This is a genomic window from Caulobacter sp. RHG1 (genome assembly GCF_013181195.1).
Taxonomy (GTDB): domain Bacteria; phylum Pseudomonadota; class Alphaproteobacteria; order Caulobacterales; family Caulobacteraceae; genus Caulobacter.
The window spans coordinates 185,848-200,929 of record NZ_SMZP01000007.1 but is presented as its reverse complement, the minus strand read 5'-3'; the positions used below and the strand labels follow the sequence as shown (position 1 = coordinate 200,929).

General features: G+C 64.7%; 12 protein-coding genes and 2 tRNA genes. 10 read left to right on the top strand and 4 right to left on the bottom strand.

What is annotated here, in order from left to right:
• Positions 1-40: 40 nt before the first annotated feature.
• From E1H18_RS19395 to E1H18_RS19385, 3 genes are all read right to left on the bottom strand, one after another.
• Complete coding sequence (locus tag E1H18_RS19395; RefSeq protein ID WP_172271509.1) at positions 41-2,215, bottom strand: TonB-dependent receptor; 2,175 nt, start codon at positions 2,213-2,215, stop codon at positions 41-43.
• 302 nt (positions 2,216-2,517) lie between these two features.
• Complete coding sequence (glnA, locus tag E1H18_RS19390) at positions 2,518-3,927, bottom strand: type I glutamate--ammonia ligase (protein ID WP_172271508.1); 1,410 nt, start codon at positions 3,925-3,927, stop codon at positions 2,518-2,520.
• Between the two features lie 49 nt (positions 3,928-3,976).
• Entirely contained in the window at positions 3,977-4,315 is a 339-nt protein-coding gene (locus E1H18_RS19385; protein WP_172271506.1) for a P-II family nitrogen regulator, read from the bottom strand.
• Positions 4,316-4,583: 268 nt separating this feature from the next.
• Here E1H18_RS19385 and E1H18_RS19380 point away from each other — a divergent pair, with 268 nt between their 5' ends.
• The 6 genes from E1H18_RS19380 to E1H18_RS19355 all read left to right on the top strand — a co-directional run bounded on the left by E1H18_RS19380 (position 4,584) and on the right by E1H18_RS19355 (position 9,305).
• Positions 4,584-4,769: a hypothetical protein gene (locus tag E1H18_RS19380; RefSeq protein WP_172271504.1), complete on the top strand. Its 186-nt coding sequence runs from the start codon at positions 4,584-4,586 to the stop codon at positions 4,767-4,769.
• Complete coding sequence (locus E1H18_RS19375) at positions 4,766-5,335, top strand: histidine phosphatase family protein (protein ID WP_172271502.1); 570 nt, start codon at positions 4,766-4,768, stop codon at positions 5,333-5,335. The genes E1H18_RS19380 and E1H18_RS19375 overlap by 4 nt, the downstream gene beginning before the upstream one ends.
• Positions 5,336-5,353: 18 nt before the next feature.
• Positions 5,354-6,814, top strand: coding sequence for an NAD(P)H-hydrate dehydratase (locus tag E1H18_RS19370; protein WP_172271500.1), 1,461 nt, complete (start codon positions 5,354-5,356; stop codon positions 6,812-6,814).
• A gap of 52 nt (positions 6,815-6,866) precedes the next feature.
• Positions 6,867-6,951 (top strand) — tRNA-Leu (locus E1H18_RS19365).
• A gap of 183 nt (positions 6,952-7,134) precedes the next feature.
• A complete protein-coding gene (gene tig / locus E1H18_RS19360; protein WP_304515723.1) occupies positions 7,135-8,493 on the top strand; it encodes a trigger factor in 1,359 nt (452 codons plus the stop codon).
• Positions 8,494-8,672: 179 nt separating this feature from the next.
• Positions 8,673-9,305 carry an ATP-dependent Clp protease proteolytic subunit gene (locus tag E1H18_RS19355; RefSeq protein ID WP_370526552.1) on the top strand — a complete coding sequence of 211 codons (633 nt, stop codon included), beginning with the start codon at positions 8,673-8,675 and terminating at the stop codon, positions 9,303-9,305.
• Positions 9,306-9,386: 81 nt separating this feature from the next.
• Here the strand turns inward: E1H18_RS19355 and E1H18_RS19350 are convergent, their stop codons facing one another.
• Positions 9,387-10,058: an HAD-IB family hydrolase gene (locus E1H18_RS19350; protein WP_172271497.1), complete on the bottom strand. Its 672-nt coding sequence runs from the start codon at positions 10,056-10,058 to the stop codon at positions 9,387-9,389.
• A 339-nt stretch (positions 10,059-10,397) separates the two neighbouring features.
• Here E1H18_RS19350 and clpX point away from each other — a divergent pair, with 339 nt between their 5' ends.
• From clpX to E1H18_RS19330, 4 genes are all read left to right on the top strand, one after another.
• Complete coding sequence (clpX, locus tag E1H18_RS19345) at positions 10,398-11,660, top strand: ATP-dependent protease ATP-binding subunit ClpX (protein ID WP_172271495.1); 1,263 nt, start codon at positions 10,398-10,400, stop codon at positions 11,658-11,660.
• Between the two features lie 396 nt (positions 11,661-12,056).
• Positions 12,057-14,456: an endopeptidase La gene (gene lon / locus E1H18_RS19340; RefSeq protein ID WP_172271494.1), complete on the top strand. Its 2,400-nt coding sequence runs from the start codon at positions 12,057-12,059 to the stop codon at positions 14,454-14,456.
• 142 nt (positions 14,457-14,598) lie between these two features.
• Positions 14,599-14,877 carry an HU family DNA-binding protein gene (locus tag E1H18_RS19335; protein WP_172271492.1) on the top strand — a complete coding sequence of 93 codons (279 nt, stop codon included), beginning with the start codon at positions 14,599-14,601 and terminating at the stop codon, positions 14,875-14,877.
• Between the two features lie 121 nt (positions 14,878-14,998).
• Positions 14,999-15,073, top strand: a tRNA-Val gene (locus E1H18_RS19330).
• The last annotated feature ends 9 nt before the right edge of the window (positions 15,074-15,082 follow it).

Here is a 15,082-nt window from a genome sequence, read left to right as displayed (position 1 = left end):
GATCGCTCCGCGGCCTTTCCGTTTCGAGGTCCCGAAGGTCCTAGAAGTTGGCGTTGACCGAGACGCCGATCACGCGCGGCTCGTTGACGAACGCGGTCAGGTTGTTGAAGTCGATCGCGCCCTTGATGTTGTGCTCGTTGGTGATGTTGCGCGCGAAGGCGGCGACTTCCCAACCTGCGGCCTTGTTGGCGTAACCGAGCTTCAGGCCGCCCTCGAAGTCGTTCTTCGAGTAGAACTCCTTCGACTGGTACAGGAACAGGTTCGTGTAGCCCTGACGCTTCCAGTCGGTGAAGGCGAACAGCTCGCCCGAGGCGACCGGGTACGAGTAGCGCGCGGTGAAGTCGAAGGTGTAGCGCGGCGCGTTCGGGAACGGGTTGCCGTTGACCAGGGCCTGGCCGGCGGCGTTCAGCGGATCGGTGACGGTGCAGGCGGCGCAAGGCGCGACGGCCAGCGTGCTGTCCTTGATCTTGGTCTGGGCGAAGCTGTAGCCGGCCGTGACCACGAAGTTCGGGGTGATCACGAACTCGCTGTCCAGTTCCAGACCGAAGGCCTCGCCCTTCTTGGCGTTGATCAGGCGGTTGGAGTTGCTGCCGCCGCCGACGGCGCTGAACTGCGGGTCGTCGACCGTGTAGGCGAACATCGCGCCGTTCAGGCGGATGCGACGGTCCAGCAGTTCGCTCTTCAGGCCGACTTCATACGACATGATGGTCTCGGAGCGGGCGGTCGAGGCCGGCGAACCGAAGGCGATGTCGCGACCCTGGATCGACGGACCGCGGAAGCCCGAGGCGACCTTGCCGTAGACGCTGACGTTCTCGTCCAGCTTCAGGAAGGCCGAGACGTCCCACGAGAGATGGTCGTCGGAGACCGAGACGGCCGGTGCGGCGTTGCCGAACATGACCTTCAGGTCCTTGTCGTCTTCGGTGTAGCGCAGGCCGCCGGTCAGGGTGAACGCTTCGGTGACGGCGTAGGAAGCCTGACCGAACACGGCCCAGGCCTTGTTCTTCTGCTGCAGACGGGTAGGCGGCATGAAGAAGGGGTTGGTCTCGATGGCGTACTTGGTGTCGAAGTAGAAGCCGCCGACCTGCCAGCTCAACGGACCGTCGGTGTCGCTGGCCAGGCGGACTTCCTGGGTCCACTGGAACAGGTTCGGGATCGCATCCTGGGTGTCCGACTGGAACGGGATGAAGCCCGGGCCAGCGGGGTTGCCGCCGTCGATGTCGCCGCGGCTGTAGCCATGGGTGTTCTCATAGGCGGTGATCGAGGTCAGCTTGGCGCCGCCCAGGTCGTACTGGATGTTGGCCGAGGCGCCATAGCCCTTGTAGCGCTGATGGTTGCCGCCGCCGGCGTCGTAGGCGACCTTGTCGCGGTCGTAGTTGCCGTTCAGCTGGTTCGAGCCCTTGGTCAGCACGTTGGCGCGGAACACCGCAGCGGTGCCGTCCAGGTCGCGGGCGTGGACGTTGAACAGGGCCGAGAGCTTTTCGGTGGGGGTGAACAGCACCTGCAGGCGACCGGCCTTTTCCTCGAAGCCGCCCAGCGCGTTGTCCTTCTTGGTGAAGGTGTTGTCGATCCAGTCGTCGCGACGCTGGAGCAGGGCCGAGGCGCGGACCGCGACCTTGCCTGGGACGATGGCGCCGCCGACGCCGCCGTCGAAGGTGAAGGTGTTGAAGCTGCCGTAGGAAGCGGCCGCACGACCCTTGAACTCTTCGCTGGGCTTGACGGTGTCGAACTTGACGATGCCGGCCGTGGTGTTGCGGCCAAACAGCGTGCCTTGCGGACCGCGCAGGACTTCGACGTGGTCGAGGTCATAGATCGGCGAGCTCTTCAGTACGACGTTTTCGAGAACGACTTCGTCCTGGATGATCGACACCGGCTGCGAGGCGGCCAGATCGAAGTCGGCGTTGCCCAGGCCGCGGATGTAGAAGCGCGGGGCGGCGCGACCGTTCGAGGACTCGGCGTACAGGCCCGGCGCCTTGGCCGACAAGGCCAGGATGTCGTCGCCGGCGGCGAAGGTCGATTGCAGCTTCTCGCCGCCGATGGCGGCTACCGAGACGGGGACTTCCTGCAGATTTTCGCTGCGGCGTTGGGCGGTGATGATGATCTCACCGACCTTAGAGTCCTGGGCGAGGGCGGCCGAGCCGGCGGCCAGCGAGACCGTCAGCGCGGCCAGGCCGCACGACACCGAGAGGGTGCGACGGAGGGATTGCTTGGGAAGCATGAGAGACATCCTGTGATGATGCAGGCGCCGCTCTCGCCGACTCTACTGGGGCGTTCGCAGCGCTTCTATTGAGGCTGCGATAAGCGAAGTCCCGGCTCTCGGGATATCTCGGAACGGACGTTTTAAGCCCGTTTCGGGCGATTACGTCGTTTATGTTGCGAAGTTGCGACAATTTTGTTCATGCGGCGCCCAGTAAGTAATAAATCATTCTACTCGCCGGCGCGGCGATGACTTCGCGATGCGACGAAAAAGGGCCGGAGATCGCTCTCCGGCCCTCGTCGTTGTTCTATCCGCTTACGCGATTAGCACTTGTAGTACATCTCGAATTCGACCGGGTGCGGGTGCAGTTGAAGACGCATCACTTCTTCCATCTTCAGCTCGATGTAGCTGTCGATGAAGTCGTCATCCATGACGCCGCCGGCCTTCAGGAAGGCGCGGTCCTTGTCCAGGCTTTCCAGGGCTTCGCGCAGCGAGCCGCAGACTTCCGGGATCTTCTTCTGCTCGCGGGGCGGCAGGTCGTACAGGTTCTTGTCGGCGGCCGCGCCCGGGTCGATCTTGTTGATGATGCCGTCCAGGCCGGCCATCAGCAGGGCGACGAAGGTCAGGTACGGGTTGCCCATCGGGTCCGGGAAGCGGGCTTCGATGCGCTTGGCCTTCGGGCTGTCGACGTGCGGGATGCGGATCGAGGCCGAGCGGTTACGCGAGCTGTAGGCCAGCTTCACCGGGGCTTCGTAGCCAGGCACCAGGCGCTTGTACGAGTTCGTCGTCGAGTTCGAGAACGCGTTGATCGCCTTGGCGTGCTTGATGATGCCGCCGATGTAGTACAGGCAGTCCTGCGAGAGGCCAGCGTACTTGTCACCGGCGAATAGCGGCTTGCCGTCCTGCCAGATCGACTGGTGCACGTGCATGCCCGAGCCGTTGTCGCCGAACATCGGCTTGGCCATGAAGGTGGCCGTCTTGCCGTAGGCGGCGGCGACGTTGTGGATGACGTACTTGTAGAGCTGCATCCGGTCGGCCATGACGACCATGGTGTCGAACTTCAGGCCCAGTTCGTGCTGGGCAGGGGCCACCTCGTGGTGGTGCTTTTCCGGCTTCATGCCCAGCTCGCCCATGACGGCCAGCATTTCGCCGCGCAGGTCCTGGCTGCTGTCGACCGGATTGACCGGGAAGTAGCCGCCCTTCGGGCCCGGGCGGTGGCCCATGTTGCCTTCCGGATAGGCCTTGTTCGAATTCACCGGCAGTTCGGTGGAGTCGTACGAGTAGCCGGTGTCGTGAGGCGCGGTCGACCAGCGCACGTCGTCGAAGATGAAGAATTCAGCTTCCGGACCGAAGTACACGGTGTCGCCCACGCCGGCCGACTTCACGTAGTTCAGCGCGGCCTTGGCGATCGAGCGGGGGTCGCGGTTGTAGGGGGTGCCGGTGTCGGGGTTCACGACGTCGCAGAACAGCGCCAGCGTGGTCTGCTGGTAGAACGGGTCGATGATGGCGCTCGACAGGTCCGGACGCAGCTTCATGTCCGACTCGTTGATGGCCTTCCAGCCAGCGATCGACGAGCCGTCGAACATGGTGCCGTCGGTCAGGAACTCGTCGTCGACCAGATCGATGTCGAACGTCACGTGCTGCATCTTGCCGTGAATGTCGGTGAAGCGCACGTCGACGTACTTGACGTCCTTTTCCTTGATCAGGTCCAGGATTTCCTTGGCGGTGCTCATTCCGTATCCCCTTGTAGTGTCTTTCAGTAGCGATTGACGGTCCAGCGCCTCAGACGGCGGCCGGGCCGGTTTCTCCGGTTCGGATGCGGACCACTTCCGCGATGTCCGAGACGAAAATCTTGCCGTCGCCGATGCGGCCCGTCCGGGCGGCGCGGGTGATGGCGTCCAATGCGGCGTCCAGCTGGCTGTCCTCGACGACGACCTCCACCTTGATCTTGGGGAGGAAGTCCACGACGTACTCGGCGCCGCGGTACAGCTCGGTGTGGCCCTTCTGACGGCCATAGCCCTTGGCTTCGAGCACGGTCATGCCCTGGACGCCCATCTCTTGCAGGGCTTCCTTCACCTCATCCAGCTTGAACGGCTTGATGACGGCTTCGATCTTCTTCATCGGTTCCACTCGGTCCCGTCGGCGGCGAACCGCCCATTGCTGAAGCGCACCGATCACGCCGCCCGAAACGCCGCAAGCGAGCCCTTGCGACAAAGATGAGCGAGCGATCGACTTCCGGGCATGTGATCGAAATTTGTGCAGATGTCGCACGAGAAATGCGCATTTTCGGAATGGCCGCCAAATGGCCTTGCCGCATGCGGTTGGACGCCTAGGATCGCCTTAAACGTCCGTTCGAACGGGGGCGAAAGTGCGGGATGAAGCACGGTGCGTGTTCGATGTCGGCCAAATTCGCAAAGGGGCTTTTGTGGGAAATCAGCTTTATCCCGGTAAATTGCTGAATCTTGCGGCGGAATGCGCAGCCTGGGTTGGCGCGTCAAAAGGGTCGGTTCTTGCTGGCCGTGAAGCTTTGACGACAGTGACGATGCGCAAGGCCCTTCGGGAGGCCGCCGCATGAGCCGCGTGCATGTGATCCGCCACGGACGTCCGGCCTCGACCTGGGGCGGCGCGGACGAGGATCCGGGGCTGGACGCAGAGGGCAGGGCGCAGGCCGAAGCGGTCGCCCGGGAGATCCTGGCCTTGCCGGACAGCGAGCGGCCGAACCGGGTCGTGTCTTCGCCGCTGCGCCGTTGCCGCGAGACCGCTCAGCCGTTGGCTGACGCTCTGGGCGTGGAAATCCAGATCGATCCGCGGGTTGGTGAAATCCCCACGCCTGCCGCGCTGTCGGCGGCCGAGCGGCCGAATTGGCTGCGTGAGGCGTTTGGCGGTCGCTGGGAAGAGGTGGCAGGCGATCTGGACTATGTCGTCTGGACCCGTAGCGTCGCCAGCGCCTTGGCCGAGCACGGCGGCGCGGCGGTGTTCAGTCACTTCGTGGCTCTGAACGCGGCGGTGTCGGCGGCGACCGGCGACCCCAAGGTGGCGGCGTTCCGACCCGATCATTGCTCCCTTACGGTGTTCGAGATCGAGGGTGACCGCTTGATCCTGTCGCGAAAGGGGCGTGAAGCTCACAGTCAGGTGCTCTAGCGTTTCGGGGATATGGGCGTGCCGCGTGAAATCCTGACCGTCGCCGAGATGACCGCCGCCGATCGTGCGGCCGTCGAGCGGGGAACGCCGACCACGGTCCTGATGGAGCGGGCCGGCGAAGCCGTGGCCCAGGCTGTGCGCGCTCGCTACGCTCACCAGCCCGTGGTGATCTGGTGCGGGCCCGGAGACAACGGCGGCGATGGCTATGTCGCGGCGCGTCATCTGCGCCGGCGTGGCTGGCAGGTCGTGGTCGAGGCCGCCCAGCCGCCGGCCACCGACGCCGCGCGCAAGGCCGCCGCTCGCTGGAAGGGCGAGGTCCGCCCACTGTCGGCCGAACTGTCGGTCGGCACGCTCTATATAGATGCGTTGTTCGGGGCCGGGCTGTCGCGTCCGCTGGAAGGCGATGTCGCGGCGCTGGCGCGGGCCAGCGGCGAGTGGTCGCCGGGCATCGTGGCGATCGTGGCGATCGACGTGCCGTCCGGAATCCATGGCGACACCGGCCGACCGTTGGGCGATGCGGCGTTCCGCGCCGATTTGACCGTGACCTTCCACCGTCGCAAGCGCGCCCACGTGCTGGTCGAGGGGCGCAAGGCGTGCGGCGAGATCGTCGTCGCCGACATCGGTCTGCCGCCTTCGGACGGCGCGACGCTGTTCGAGAACGACCCGGCGCTCTGGGCGCGCCGCTTCCCTTGGCCGGCGCTGGACGCCCACAAGCACACGCGCGGCCGGCTCAAGGTGGTCAGCGGTGAGATGTGGAGCACAGGCGCGGCGCGACTGGCGGCGCGCGGCGCTCTGCGGATCGGCGCTGGCGCGGTGACCGTGCTGTCGCCTCCAGGCGCCCTGGCGGTCAATGCCGCACATCTCGAAGCGGTCATGCTGGCGCCGTTCGGGACGGAGGCTGATCTCGCCGTCGCCGCTGAGGACGCTGATGCGATGATCATCGGCCCGGCGGCCGGGGTGGGCGAGGCGACCGCGCAGAACCTGCAGGCCTTGGCGCGCACGGGGGCGGCCCTGGTCGTCGACGCCGACGCCTTGACCAGTTTCCGTCACGACCGGGAGGCGCTGTTCGCCTGTCTGGATCGTGACGATGTCCTGACCCCGCATCCGGGTGAGTTCGAGCGAATCTTCCCGGGGCTGCTGGGCGCCTCTGCCGACCGCGTCGCTGCGGCTCGCGCGGCTGCCGAGCGGGCCGGCGCCGTGGTCCTTTTGAAAGGCGCCGACACGGTGGTCGCCGCGCCGGACGGCCGCGCGGCGGTGTCGCTGAACGGCTCGCCCTGGCTGGCCACGGCCGGCTCGGGCGACGTGCTGGCTGGCTTCATCGGAGGTCTGATCGCTCAGGGGATGGAGAGTTTCGAGGCCGCCTGCGCCGGCGCCTGGATCCATGCCGAATGCGGCGCGCGCCACGGTCCGGGCCTGATCGCCGAGGATCTGCCAGGCCTGGCGCCGGCGATCCTGGCCGAACTCCACGCGCGACGCTGATCCCGAAAGCAGGCTTGCGCGCTCGGATTTAAGTCCGTAAGCCCCGACCCACGCGGATGTGGCGAAACTGGTAGACGCACTAGATTTAGGTTCTAGCGCCGAGAGGCGTGGAGGTTCGAGTCCTCTCATCCGCACCACTGTTCTCGCGGGCTCTCTGAGTCCTGACGAGTTTTATCGCCGCTGCTCTTGGACGCACGCCTACGTCGTGACATAAGGGCGCTCTTTCGCCGCCCGGGTTTTCGCGGGCGGCGTCGATCTTTTGGACCCCTAGGGCGGAGCTCGGGCGCGCGGCGTCCCGGACCCGAGAAATAAGAATGTCGATGCAGATCGTTGAAAAGTCGGGCGAAGGCCTCAGCCGCGTTTTCGGTGTCACGGTGCCCGCGAGTGAGCTCGCCACGCGTCTGGAAGCCCGTATCGCCGAAGTCGCCCCGCAAATGAACGTGAAGGGCTTCCGCCCCGGCAAGGTGCCGACGGCTCACGTTCGTCGCCTGTACGGCAAGGGCCTGATGGGCGAAGTCATCGAGCAGGCGCTCAACGAGACCACCACCAAGGTCCTGGAAGACAACAAGCTGCGTCCGGCCGGTCAGCCCGAGCTGAACCCGACCTCGGACATGGAAAAGGTCGTCAACGGCGGCGAAGATCTGGTCTTCGATCTGGCCGTCGAAGTGATGCCGGAGTTCGAGCCGATCGACCCGTCGACCATCGAGCTGGTCAAGCCGGTCTACAAGATCGAAGACGCCGAAGTGACCGAAGCTCTGGAAGAGCTGGCCAAGCAGGCCCGCACCTATGAGCCGCGCACCGGCAAGACCGTGAAGGCCAAGGACGGCGACCAACTGGTCATCGACTTCGTCGGCACGATCGACGGCGTCGAGTTCGCCGGCGGCAAGGCCGAAGGCGCCGAGCTGGTCCTGGGTTCGGGTCAGTTCATCCCGGGCTTCGAAGACCAACTGGTTGGTTCGAAGGCGGGCGACGACGTCATCGTGAAGGTGAAGTTCCCGGAAGACTACCAGGCCGCCGATCTGGCCGGTAAGGACGCCGAATTCGCCACCAAGGTGACTGAAGTCCGCGCGCCGGTCGACGGCAAGGCCGACGACGAACTGGCCAAGCGCCTGGGTCTGTCGGACCTGGCCGCCCTGACCGACCTGCTGCGCTCGAACCTGTCGGGCCGCTACGACAACTCCTCGCGCTTCAAGCTGAAGCGCGCCCTGCTGGACGTGCTGGACACCAAGCACGACTTCGCCCTGCCGCCGCGCATGGTCGAAGCCGAGTTCGCCGGCATCTGGCAACAGGTCGAGGCCGACAAGGCCCGTGGCGGCCTGCCGCCGGAAGACGCCGAGAAGACCGACGACCAGCTGAAGGACGAGTACCGCAAGATCGCCGAGCGCCGCGTGCGTCTGGGCCTAGTGCTGGCGGAAATCGGCCGCAAGAACGACGTGGTCGTCACCGACCAGGAACTGACCGACGCGATCATGCGCGAAGCCCGCCAGTACGGCCCGCAAGCCCAACAGGTCTTCGACATGTACCGTCAGCGCGCCGACCTGCAGGCCGCCCTGCGCGCCCCGATCTATGAAGACAAGGTCGTCGACCTGATCTTTGGCAAGGCCAAGATCGAAGAGAAGGAAGTCTCCAAGGACGAGCTCCTGGAAGAAGACGACCTGCCGGAAGGCTACGGCGGCTAAGGCTCGCTGAAAGCTGAACGAAACGAGGCGCGGTTCGCAAGGACCGCGCCTTTTTCGTACGCGTCGAAACCGGGCCTCTCCTTGCAACCTGTTAAGCGCCACGCGATATGCGTGAGCGACGGTGCGCGGGGGCTGATTCGCTTTCGCGCAACAAGACACACGACAAAGGGCGAACCCCCATGATGTACGATCCGATGGCGACGGCGATGAACCTGGTTCCGATGGTGGTCGAGCAGACCAGCCGCGGCGAGCGCGCGTTCGACATCTTCTCGCGCCTGCTGAAGGAGCGGATCATCTTCCTGACCGGTCCGGTCGAGGACGGCATGGCCAGCCTGATCTGCGCCCAGCTGCTGTTCCTGGAGTCGGAGAACCCCAAGAAAGAGATCGCCATGTACATCAACTCGCCGGGCGGCGTGGTGACGTCGGGCCTCGCGATCTACGACACCATGCAATACATCAAGAGCCCGGTCTCGACGGTGTGCATGGGCATGGCCGCCTCGATGGGTTCGCTGCTGCTGCAAGCCGGCGCGCCGGGCCAGCGCATCGCGCTGCCGAACGCCCGCATCATGGTGCACCAGCCCTCGGGCGGCTTCCGCGGCCAGGCCTCGGACATCGAGCGCCACGCCGAGGACATCATCAAGACCAAGCGCCGCCTGAACGAGATCTACGTCAAGCACACCGGTCGCACCTATGAGGAAGTCGAAAAGACCCTCGACCGCGACCACTTCATGAGCGCCGACGAAGCCAAGGCCTGGGGCCTGGTCGACCACGTCTACGACAGCCGCGACGCGGCCGAGGCGGGCGCCGAATAGGGCGTATCCGCCCCGGAAAGACGAAGCCGCTGACTTTCGGGTCAGCGGCTTTTTCTTTGTCTGATGCGGGGGAGGGGTGGTCTAGGACGCCGGCTTGCCCCTGAACACGCGGTAGCCCTTCTCGTCGGCGATCGCCAGCATCTCGGTGTCGCCCGAAGTGTCGCCATAGGCCGCCGTCAGGTGGACGTCGGGGCCGAACACCTCGCGCAGGCGCAGCACCTTCTCCTTGGCGCGACAGTTGTTGCCGTCCAGGCCCCCCAGCACCCGGCCGTCCTCGCTGGTCATCAGACGGGTGCCGATCAGCATGTCGGCGCCCAGGCCGCGGGCGAAGGGCGCGACGGTGATCTCGGGCGAAGCCGTGACGATCACCAGCTTGGCGCCCTTGGCCCGCCATGAGCGCCAGACGGCGAGGGCGTCGGGGCGCAGCAGCGAGGCGGCGTGATTTTGCGCGAAGGTTCGAGCGTCGGTCTCGATCTGCTCGACGGTGGCGCCCTTCAGGAACTCGCGGATCGCCGCAGCCTTCAGCTTGGCGCGGTTGCGATCGAAGACGTAGGTGACCAGGGCTGGGGTGAGGCGGATGACGCCGCGCGTCCATCGGCGGCCGGCGCGCCACTTCAGGAAGGCGTTGAAGCTGTCCCTGACCGTCAGGGTGCCGTCGAAGTCGAACGCCACCAGAGCAGGTTCGTCTCCCAGGTCGCCGGTCATCGGACGCGAGGCGCTCAAGCCCTTGGCCATCAGTGAACGCTTCGCCATCGATCCTTCCGTGTGGGCGCGATGTCCGCGCTCCGTTTCAACGATTCCGGCTCTCGTCATACGGGGTTACGCCGACCGCTGTAAGGCCCAAGGCGCGGTATGGGTTGCGTCCTGCCGCCAATCGCCCAAATTAGACGACGAGGTCATGACACGATCCGGTGCTTCGCAGCGTTTCAGGCGGAAAGGAGCCGCCAAGGCTTGTGAAGCGAGCCCGGATCGGGGAATGTCAAGGATTAGACAACTCCCGGCGTATATCCTGTCTGCTTCGGTGGCGGTGTGTGCGCTCGGAGGGGCGTCTCCGGTGATAAGCCGTAAGTCGCCATAGTGTGAGAAGCGATCATGACGAAAGCCGCGAGCGGCGACACCAAGAGCACTCTGTATTGTTCTTTCTGCGGAAAGAGCCAGCACGAGGTGCGCAAGCTCATCGCAGGGCCGACGGTGTTCATTTGTGATGAATGCGTCGAACTGTGCATGGACATCATCCGCGAAGAGCACAAGATCGCCTTCGTGAAGTCCAAGGACGGCGTGCCCACGCCGCGCGAGATCTGCGAAGTCCTGGACGATTACGTGATCGGTCAAGGTCACGCCAAGAAGGTGCTCGCGGTCGCGGTGCACAATCACTACAAGCGCCTGAACCACGCGTCGAAGAACAACGACGTCGAACTGGCCAAGTCGAACATCCTGCTGGTCGGTCCGACCGGTACGGGTAAGACGCTGCTGGCCCAGACGCTGGCCCGAATCATCGACGTGCCGTTCACGATGGCCGACGCCACGACGCTGACCGAAGCCGGTTACGTCGGCGAGGATGTCGAGAACATTGTGCTGAAGCTGCTGCAAGCCGCCGACTACAACGTCGAGCGCGCCCAGCGCGGCATCGTTTACATCGACGAAATCGACAAGATCAGCCGCAAGTCCGACAACCCGTCGATCACCCGCGACGTGTCGGGCGAAGGCGTGCAGCAGGCCCTGCTGAAGATCATGGAAGGCACTGTAGCCTCCGTGCCGCCGCAAGGCGGGCGCAAGCATCCGCAGCAGGAATTCCTGCAGGTCGACACGACGAACATCCTGTTCATCTGCGGCGGCGCGTTCGCCGGCCTCGAGAAGATCATCTCGGCGCGCGGTGCGGCCAAGTCGATCGGCTTCGGCGCCAAGGTCACCGATCCGGAAGAACGCCGCACGGGCGAGATCCTGCGGAACGTCGAGCCCGACGATCTGCAGCGCTTCGGCCTGATCCCGGAATTCATCGGCCGTCTGCCGGTGGTCGCGACCCTGGAGGATCTCGACGAGACCGCCTTGGTCAAGATCCTGACCGAGCCGAAGAACGCCTTCGTCAAGCAGTACCAGCGTCTGTTCGAGATGGAGAACATCGGTCTGACCTTTACCGATGACGCTCTGCATCAGGTCGCCAAGAAGGCCATCATCCGCAAGACGGGCGCCCGTGGCCTGCGTTCGATCATGGAAGGCATTCTGCTGGAGACCATGTTCGAACTGCCCAACTACGAGGGTGTCGAGGAAGTGGTGGTCAATGCCGAGGTCGTCGAAGGCCGGGCTCAGCCGCTGCTGATCTACGCCGAGAAGAAGGGCGGGGCTGCTTCGGCCTAAAACCGGAGCCTCACCGCAAGAATTGGGCGCGTCTCCGTTTCGGGGGCGCGCCTTTTTCGTGGATAAAACGGGGGCGTGCTGCCTTTGGCCGACCGGTGAGGCGTCCGCGCCACGGGCAGCTTGAGCGAGCAAAAGCCTCGAAAAGTCGGGTGCTTGGCACAACTTGCCTGTCACGAGCGGGCAGGGGGCATGAGGGGCCTAGCTTTACCGCCTACGCGCGACCTGTCGCCGCTGTCGTCCCGCTACGCTTGAACCCTGTTGTAAAACGTCCACATAAATAGCGACCATTCGCTCAGTCACGGGCGGACGGGCCGTTCGACTCAGGCGCATCGTCTGAAGTTACGGCGGCCTGCAGGGCCAGGCGCCAGGGGCGCTGAGGCCGGGAGTATAGAGCACATGTCCGAACTACGTACGCTTCCTGTGTTGCCGCTCCGGGACATCGTTGTGTTCCCGCACATGGTGGTGCCGCTTTTCGTGGGCCGCGATAAATCCGTACGCGCCCTTGAAGAGGTGATGCGCGGCGACAAGCAGATCCTGCTGGTGACCCAGAAAAACTCGGCGGATGATGATCCGGCGCCGGGCGACATCTTCGACGTCGGCGTGCTGGCCACCGTGCTGCAGCTGCTGAAGCTGCCCGACGGCACCGTCAAGGTGCTGGTCGAAGGCAAGGGCCGCGCCGCGGTCGTCAAGTTCACCGATCAGGAAACCTTCTACGAAGCCCAGATTGGCGAAGTCAGCGAAGACGAAGGCGCTGGCCCGGAAGCCGAAGCCCTGTCGCGCGCGGTCGTCGAGCAATTCGAAAACTACGTGAAGCTGAACAAGAAGGTGCCGCCTGAGGCCCTGGCGTCGATCCCGCAGATCGCCGAGCCGGGCAAGCTGGCCGACAGCATCGCCGCACACCTGTCGGTGAAGATCGGCGACAAGCAGCACCTGCTGGAAATCTTCGACGTCACCAAGCGACTGGAAAAGGTCTTCGCCCTCATGGAAGGCGAGATCTCGGTGCTGCAGGTCGAGAAGAAGATCCGCTCGCGCGTGAAGCGCCAGATGGAGAAGACCCAGCGCGAGTATTATCTGAACGAGCAGATGAAGGCGATCCAGCGCGAGCTGGGCGACCCCGACGATGCGCGCGACGAGCTGATCGATCTCGAAAAGCGCATCAAGAAGACCAAGCTGTCCAAGGAAGCCCGCACCAAGGCCGAGAGCGAGCTGAAGAAGCTGCGCAACATGAGCCCGATGTCGGCCGAGAGCACCGTGGTCCGCAACTATCTGGACTGGCTGCTGTCGATCCCGTGGGGCAAGGCCAAGACCAAGAAGATCGACATGGTCGAGGCCGAGGGCATCCTCGACGCCGACCACTACGGTCTGGACAAGGTCAAGGAACGCATTCTCGAGTATCTGGCCGTCCAGGCCCGGACCAACTCGTTGAAGGGCCCGATCCTGTGCCTCGTCGGCCCTCCCGGCGTCGGCAAGACCTCGTTGGGCAAGTCGCTGGCCAAGGCGACCGGCCGCGAGTTCGTACGCATGAGCCTCGGCGGCGTACGTGACGAGGCCGAGATCCGCGGTCACCGCCGCACCTATATCGGCTCGATGCCTGGCAAGGTCGTCCAGTCGATGAAAAAGGCCAAGACGACCAACGCCTTCGTCCTGCTGGACGAGATCGACAAGATGGGCAGCGACTACCGCGGCGACCCCGCCTCGGCGCTGCTTGAGGTGCTGGACCCGTCGCAGAACTCGACCTTCGGCGACCACTATCTGGAGGTCGACTACGACCTGTCGCAGGTAATGTTCGTCACGACGGCCAACAGCCTGAACATGCCCCAGCCGCTGCTGGACCGCATGGAGATCATCCGCATCCCCGGCTACACCGAGGATGAGAAGCTGGAGATCGCCAAGCGCCACGTCCTGCCGAAGCTGGCCAAGGATCACGGCCTGAAGCCGGCCGAGTTCATCGTCCCGGACAAGGCGATCCGCGACCTGATCCGCTACTACACCCGGGAAGCCGGCGTGCGGTCGCTGGAGCGGGAACTGGGCGCCCTGGCGCGCAAGACGGTGCGTGATCTGGCCCGCGAAAAGCTGACCACGATCACCATCGACGACGAGCGCTTGGCCAAGTACGCGGGCGTCAAGAAGTACCGCTACGGCGAGACCGACGAGGTCGATCAGGTCGGCATCGTCACGGGTCTGGCCTGGACGGAGTTCGGCGGCGACATCCTGACCATCGAAGCCGTGAAGATGCCGGGCAAGGGTCGGATGCAGATCACCGGCAACCTCAAGGAGGTGATGAAGGAGTCGATCGCGGCGGCCAACAGCTACGTCCGTTCGCGCTCGCTGCAGTTCGGCATCAAGCCGCCGGTGTTCGAGAAGATGGACGTGCACATCCACGTGCCGGACGGCGCCACGCCCAAGGACGGTCCGTCCGCCGGCGCGGCCATGGGTCTGGCCATCGTGTCGGTGCTGACGGGCATTCCGATCCGCAAGGACATCGCCATGACCGGCGAGATCACCCTGCGCGGCCGGGTCACCGCCATCGGCGGCCTGAAGGAGAAGCTGCTGGCGGCTCTGCGCTCGGGCGTGAAGACGGTGCTGATCCCGCAGGAGAACGAGAAGGATCTCGCGGACGTCCCTCAGAGCGTGAAGGACGGCCTGGAGATCATCCCGGTCTCGACCATGGACGAAGTGCTGAAGCTGGCTCTAACCGGGCCTCTGACGCCGGTCGAATGGAACGAAGCCGAGGAGCCGATCGGCGGGTCTTCCAAGAAGGACGATGGCGACAGCGACGCCGTCCTGACCCACTGATTGTAACTTATTGGTGATAACTTGTGCGGCGCGGGAGTTTCCCGCGCCGCTCTCGTTTGACGACAATTTTTCAACAGCCATAATCCCCGCAGAGCGAAGCGCCGTAAGCGAAAACACGTCGCCGCTCGGCTGGGAGAAAAACATGACCACAAAAGCCGAACTCGTTACGGCGATCGCCGAGAAGGCGGGCATCAACAAGAACCAGGCCAAGGACGCTCTGGAAGCGTTTATCGACGCGGTGACCGACTCCCTGAAATCGGGGCAAGACGTTCGGCTCGTCGGTTTCGGCACGTTCAAGGCTGTCGCCCGCGCCGCCGGCACCGCCCGCAATCCGCGTACCGGCGAGACCGTGAATCGCCCTGCGTCCAAGACCGCGCGCTTCCAGGTTGGCGAAGGCCTGAAGTCGTCGCTGAACGGCTGATCCAGTTTCCGCGTCCAGAACGGGCGGGGCGCCATGGTCGGCGTTCCGCCTTTTCGTTGTCGCGCCGCTCTTTTCGAACTAGGCGCAAGCTTACCGGCCCGCTAGAAGCGGCCTCCCAGTAGGGCAGTTAGCTCAGCGGTAGAGCGTCTCCTTTACACGGAGAGGGTCGGGGGTTCGATCCCCTCACTGCCCACCACCCCCTTCC

Excerpts from the sequence above, each read along its gene's own strand:
- E1H18_RS19375 (WP_172271502.1), top strand. The coding sequence starts at position 4,766 with ATGAGCCGCGTGCATGTGATCCGCCACGGACGTCCGGCCTCGACCTGG.
- E1H18_RS19385 (WP_172271506.1), bottom strand. The coding sequence starts at position 4,315 with ATGAAGAAGATCGAAGCCGTCATCAAGCCGTTCAAGCTGGATGAGGTG.
- glnA (WP_172271508.1), bottom strand. The coding sequence starts at position 3,927 with ATGAGCACCGCCAAGGAAATCCTGGACCTGATCAAGGAAAAGGACGTC.
- E1H18_RS19395 (WP_172271509.1), bottom strand. The coding sequence starts at position 2,215 with ATGCTTCCCAAGCAATCCCTCCGTCGCACCCTCTCGGTGTCGTGCGGC.
- clpX (WP_172271495.1), top strand. The coding sequence starts at position 10,398 with ATGACGAAAGCCGCGAGCGGCGACACCAAGAGCACTCTGTATTGTTCT.
- E1H18_RS19335 (WP_172271492.1), top strand. The coding sequence starts at position 14,599 with ATGACCACAAAAGCCGAACTCGTTACGGCGATCGCCGAGAAGGCGGGC.
- E1H18_RS19350 (WP_172271497.1), bottom strand. The coding sequence starts at position 10,058 with ATGGCGAAGCGTTCACTGATGGCCAAGGGCTTGAGCGCCTCGCGTCCG.
- E1H18_RS19355 (WP_370526552.1), top strand. The coding sequence starts at position 8,673 with ATGATGTACGATCCGATGGCGACGGCGATGAACCTGGTTCCGATGGTG.
- lon (WP_172271494.1), top strand. The coding sequence starts at position 12,057 with ATGTCCGAACTACGTACGCTTCCTGTGTTGCCGCTCCGGGACATCGTT.
- tig (WP_304515723.1), top strand. The coding sequence starts at position 7,135 with ATGCAGATCGTTGAAAAGTCGGGCGAAGGCCTCAGCCGCGTTTTCGGT.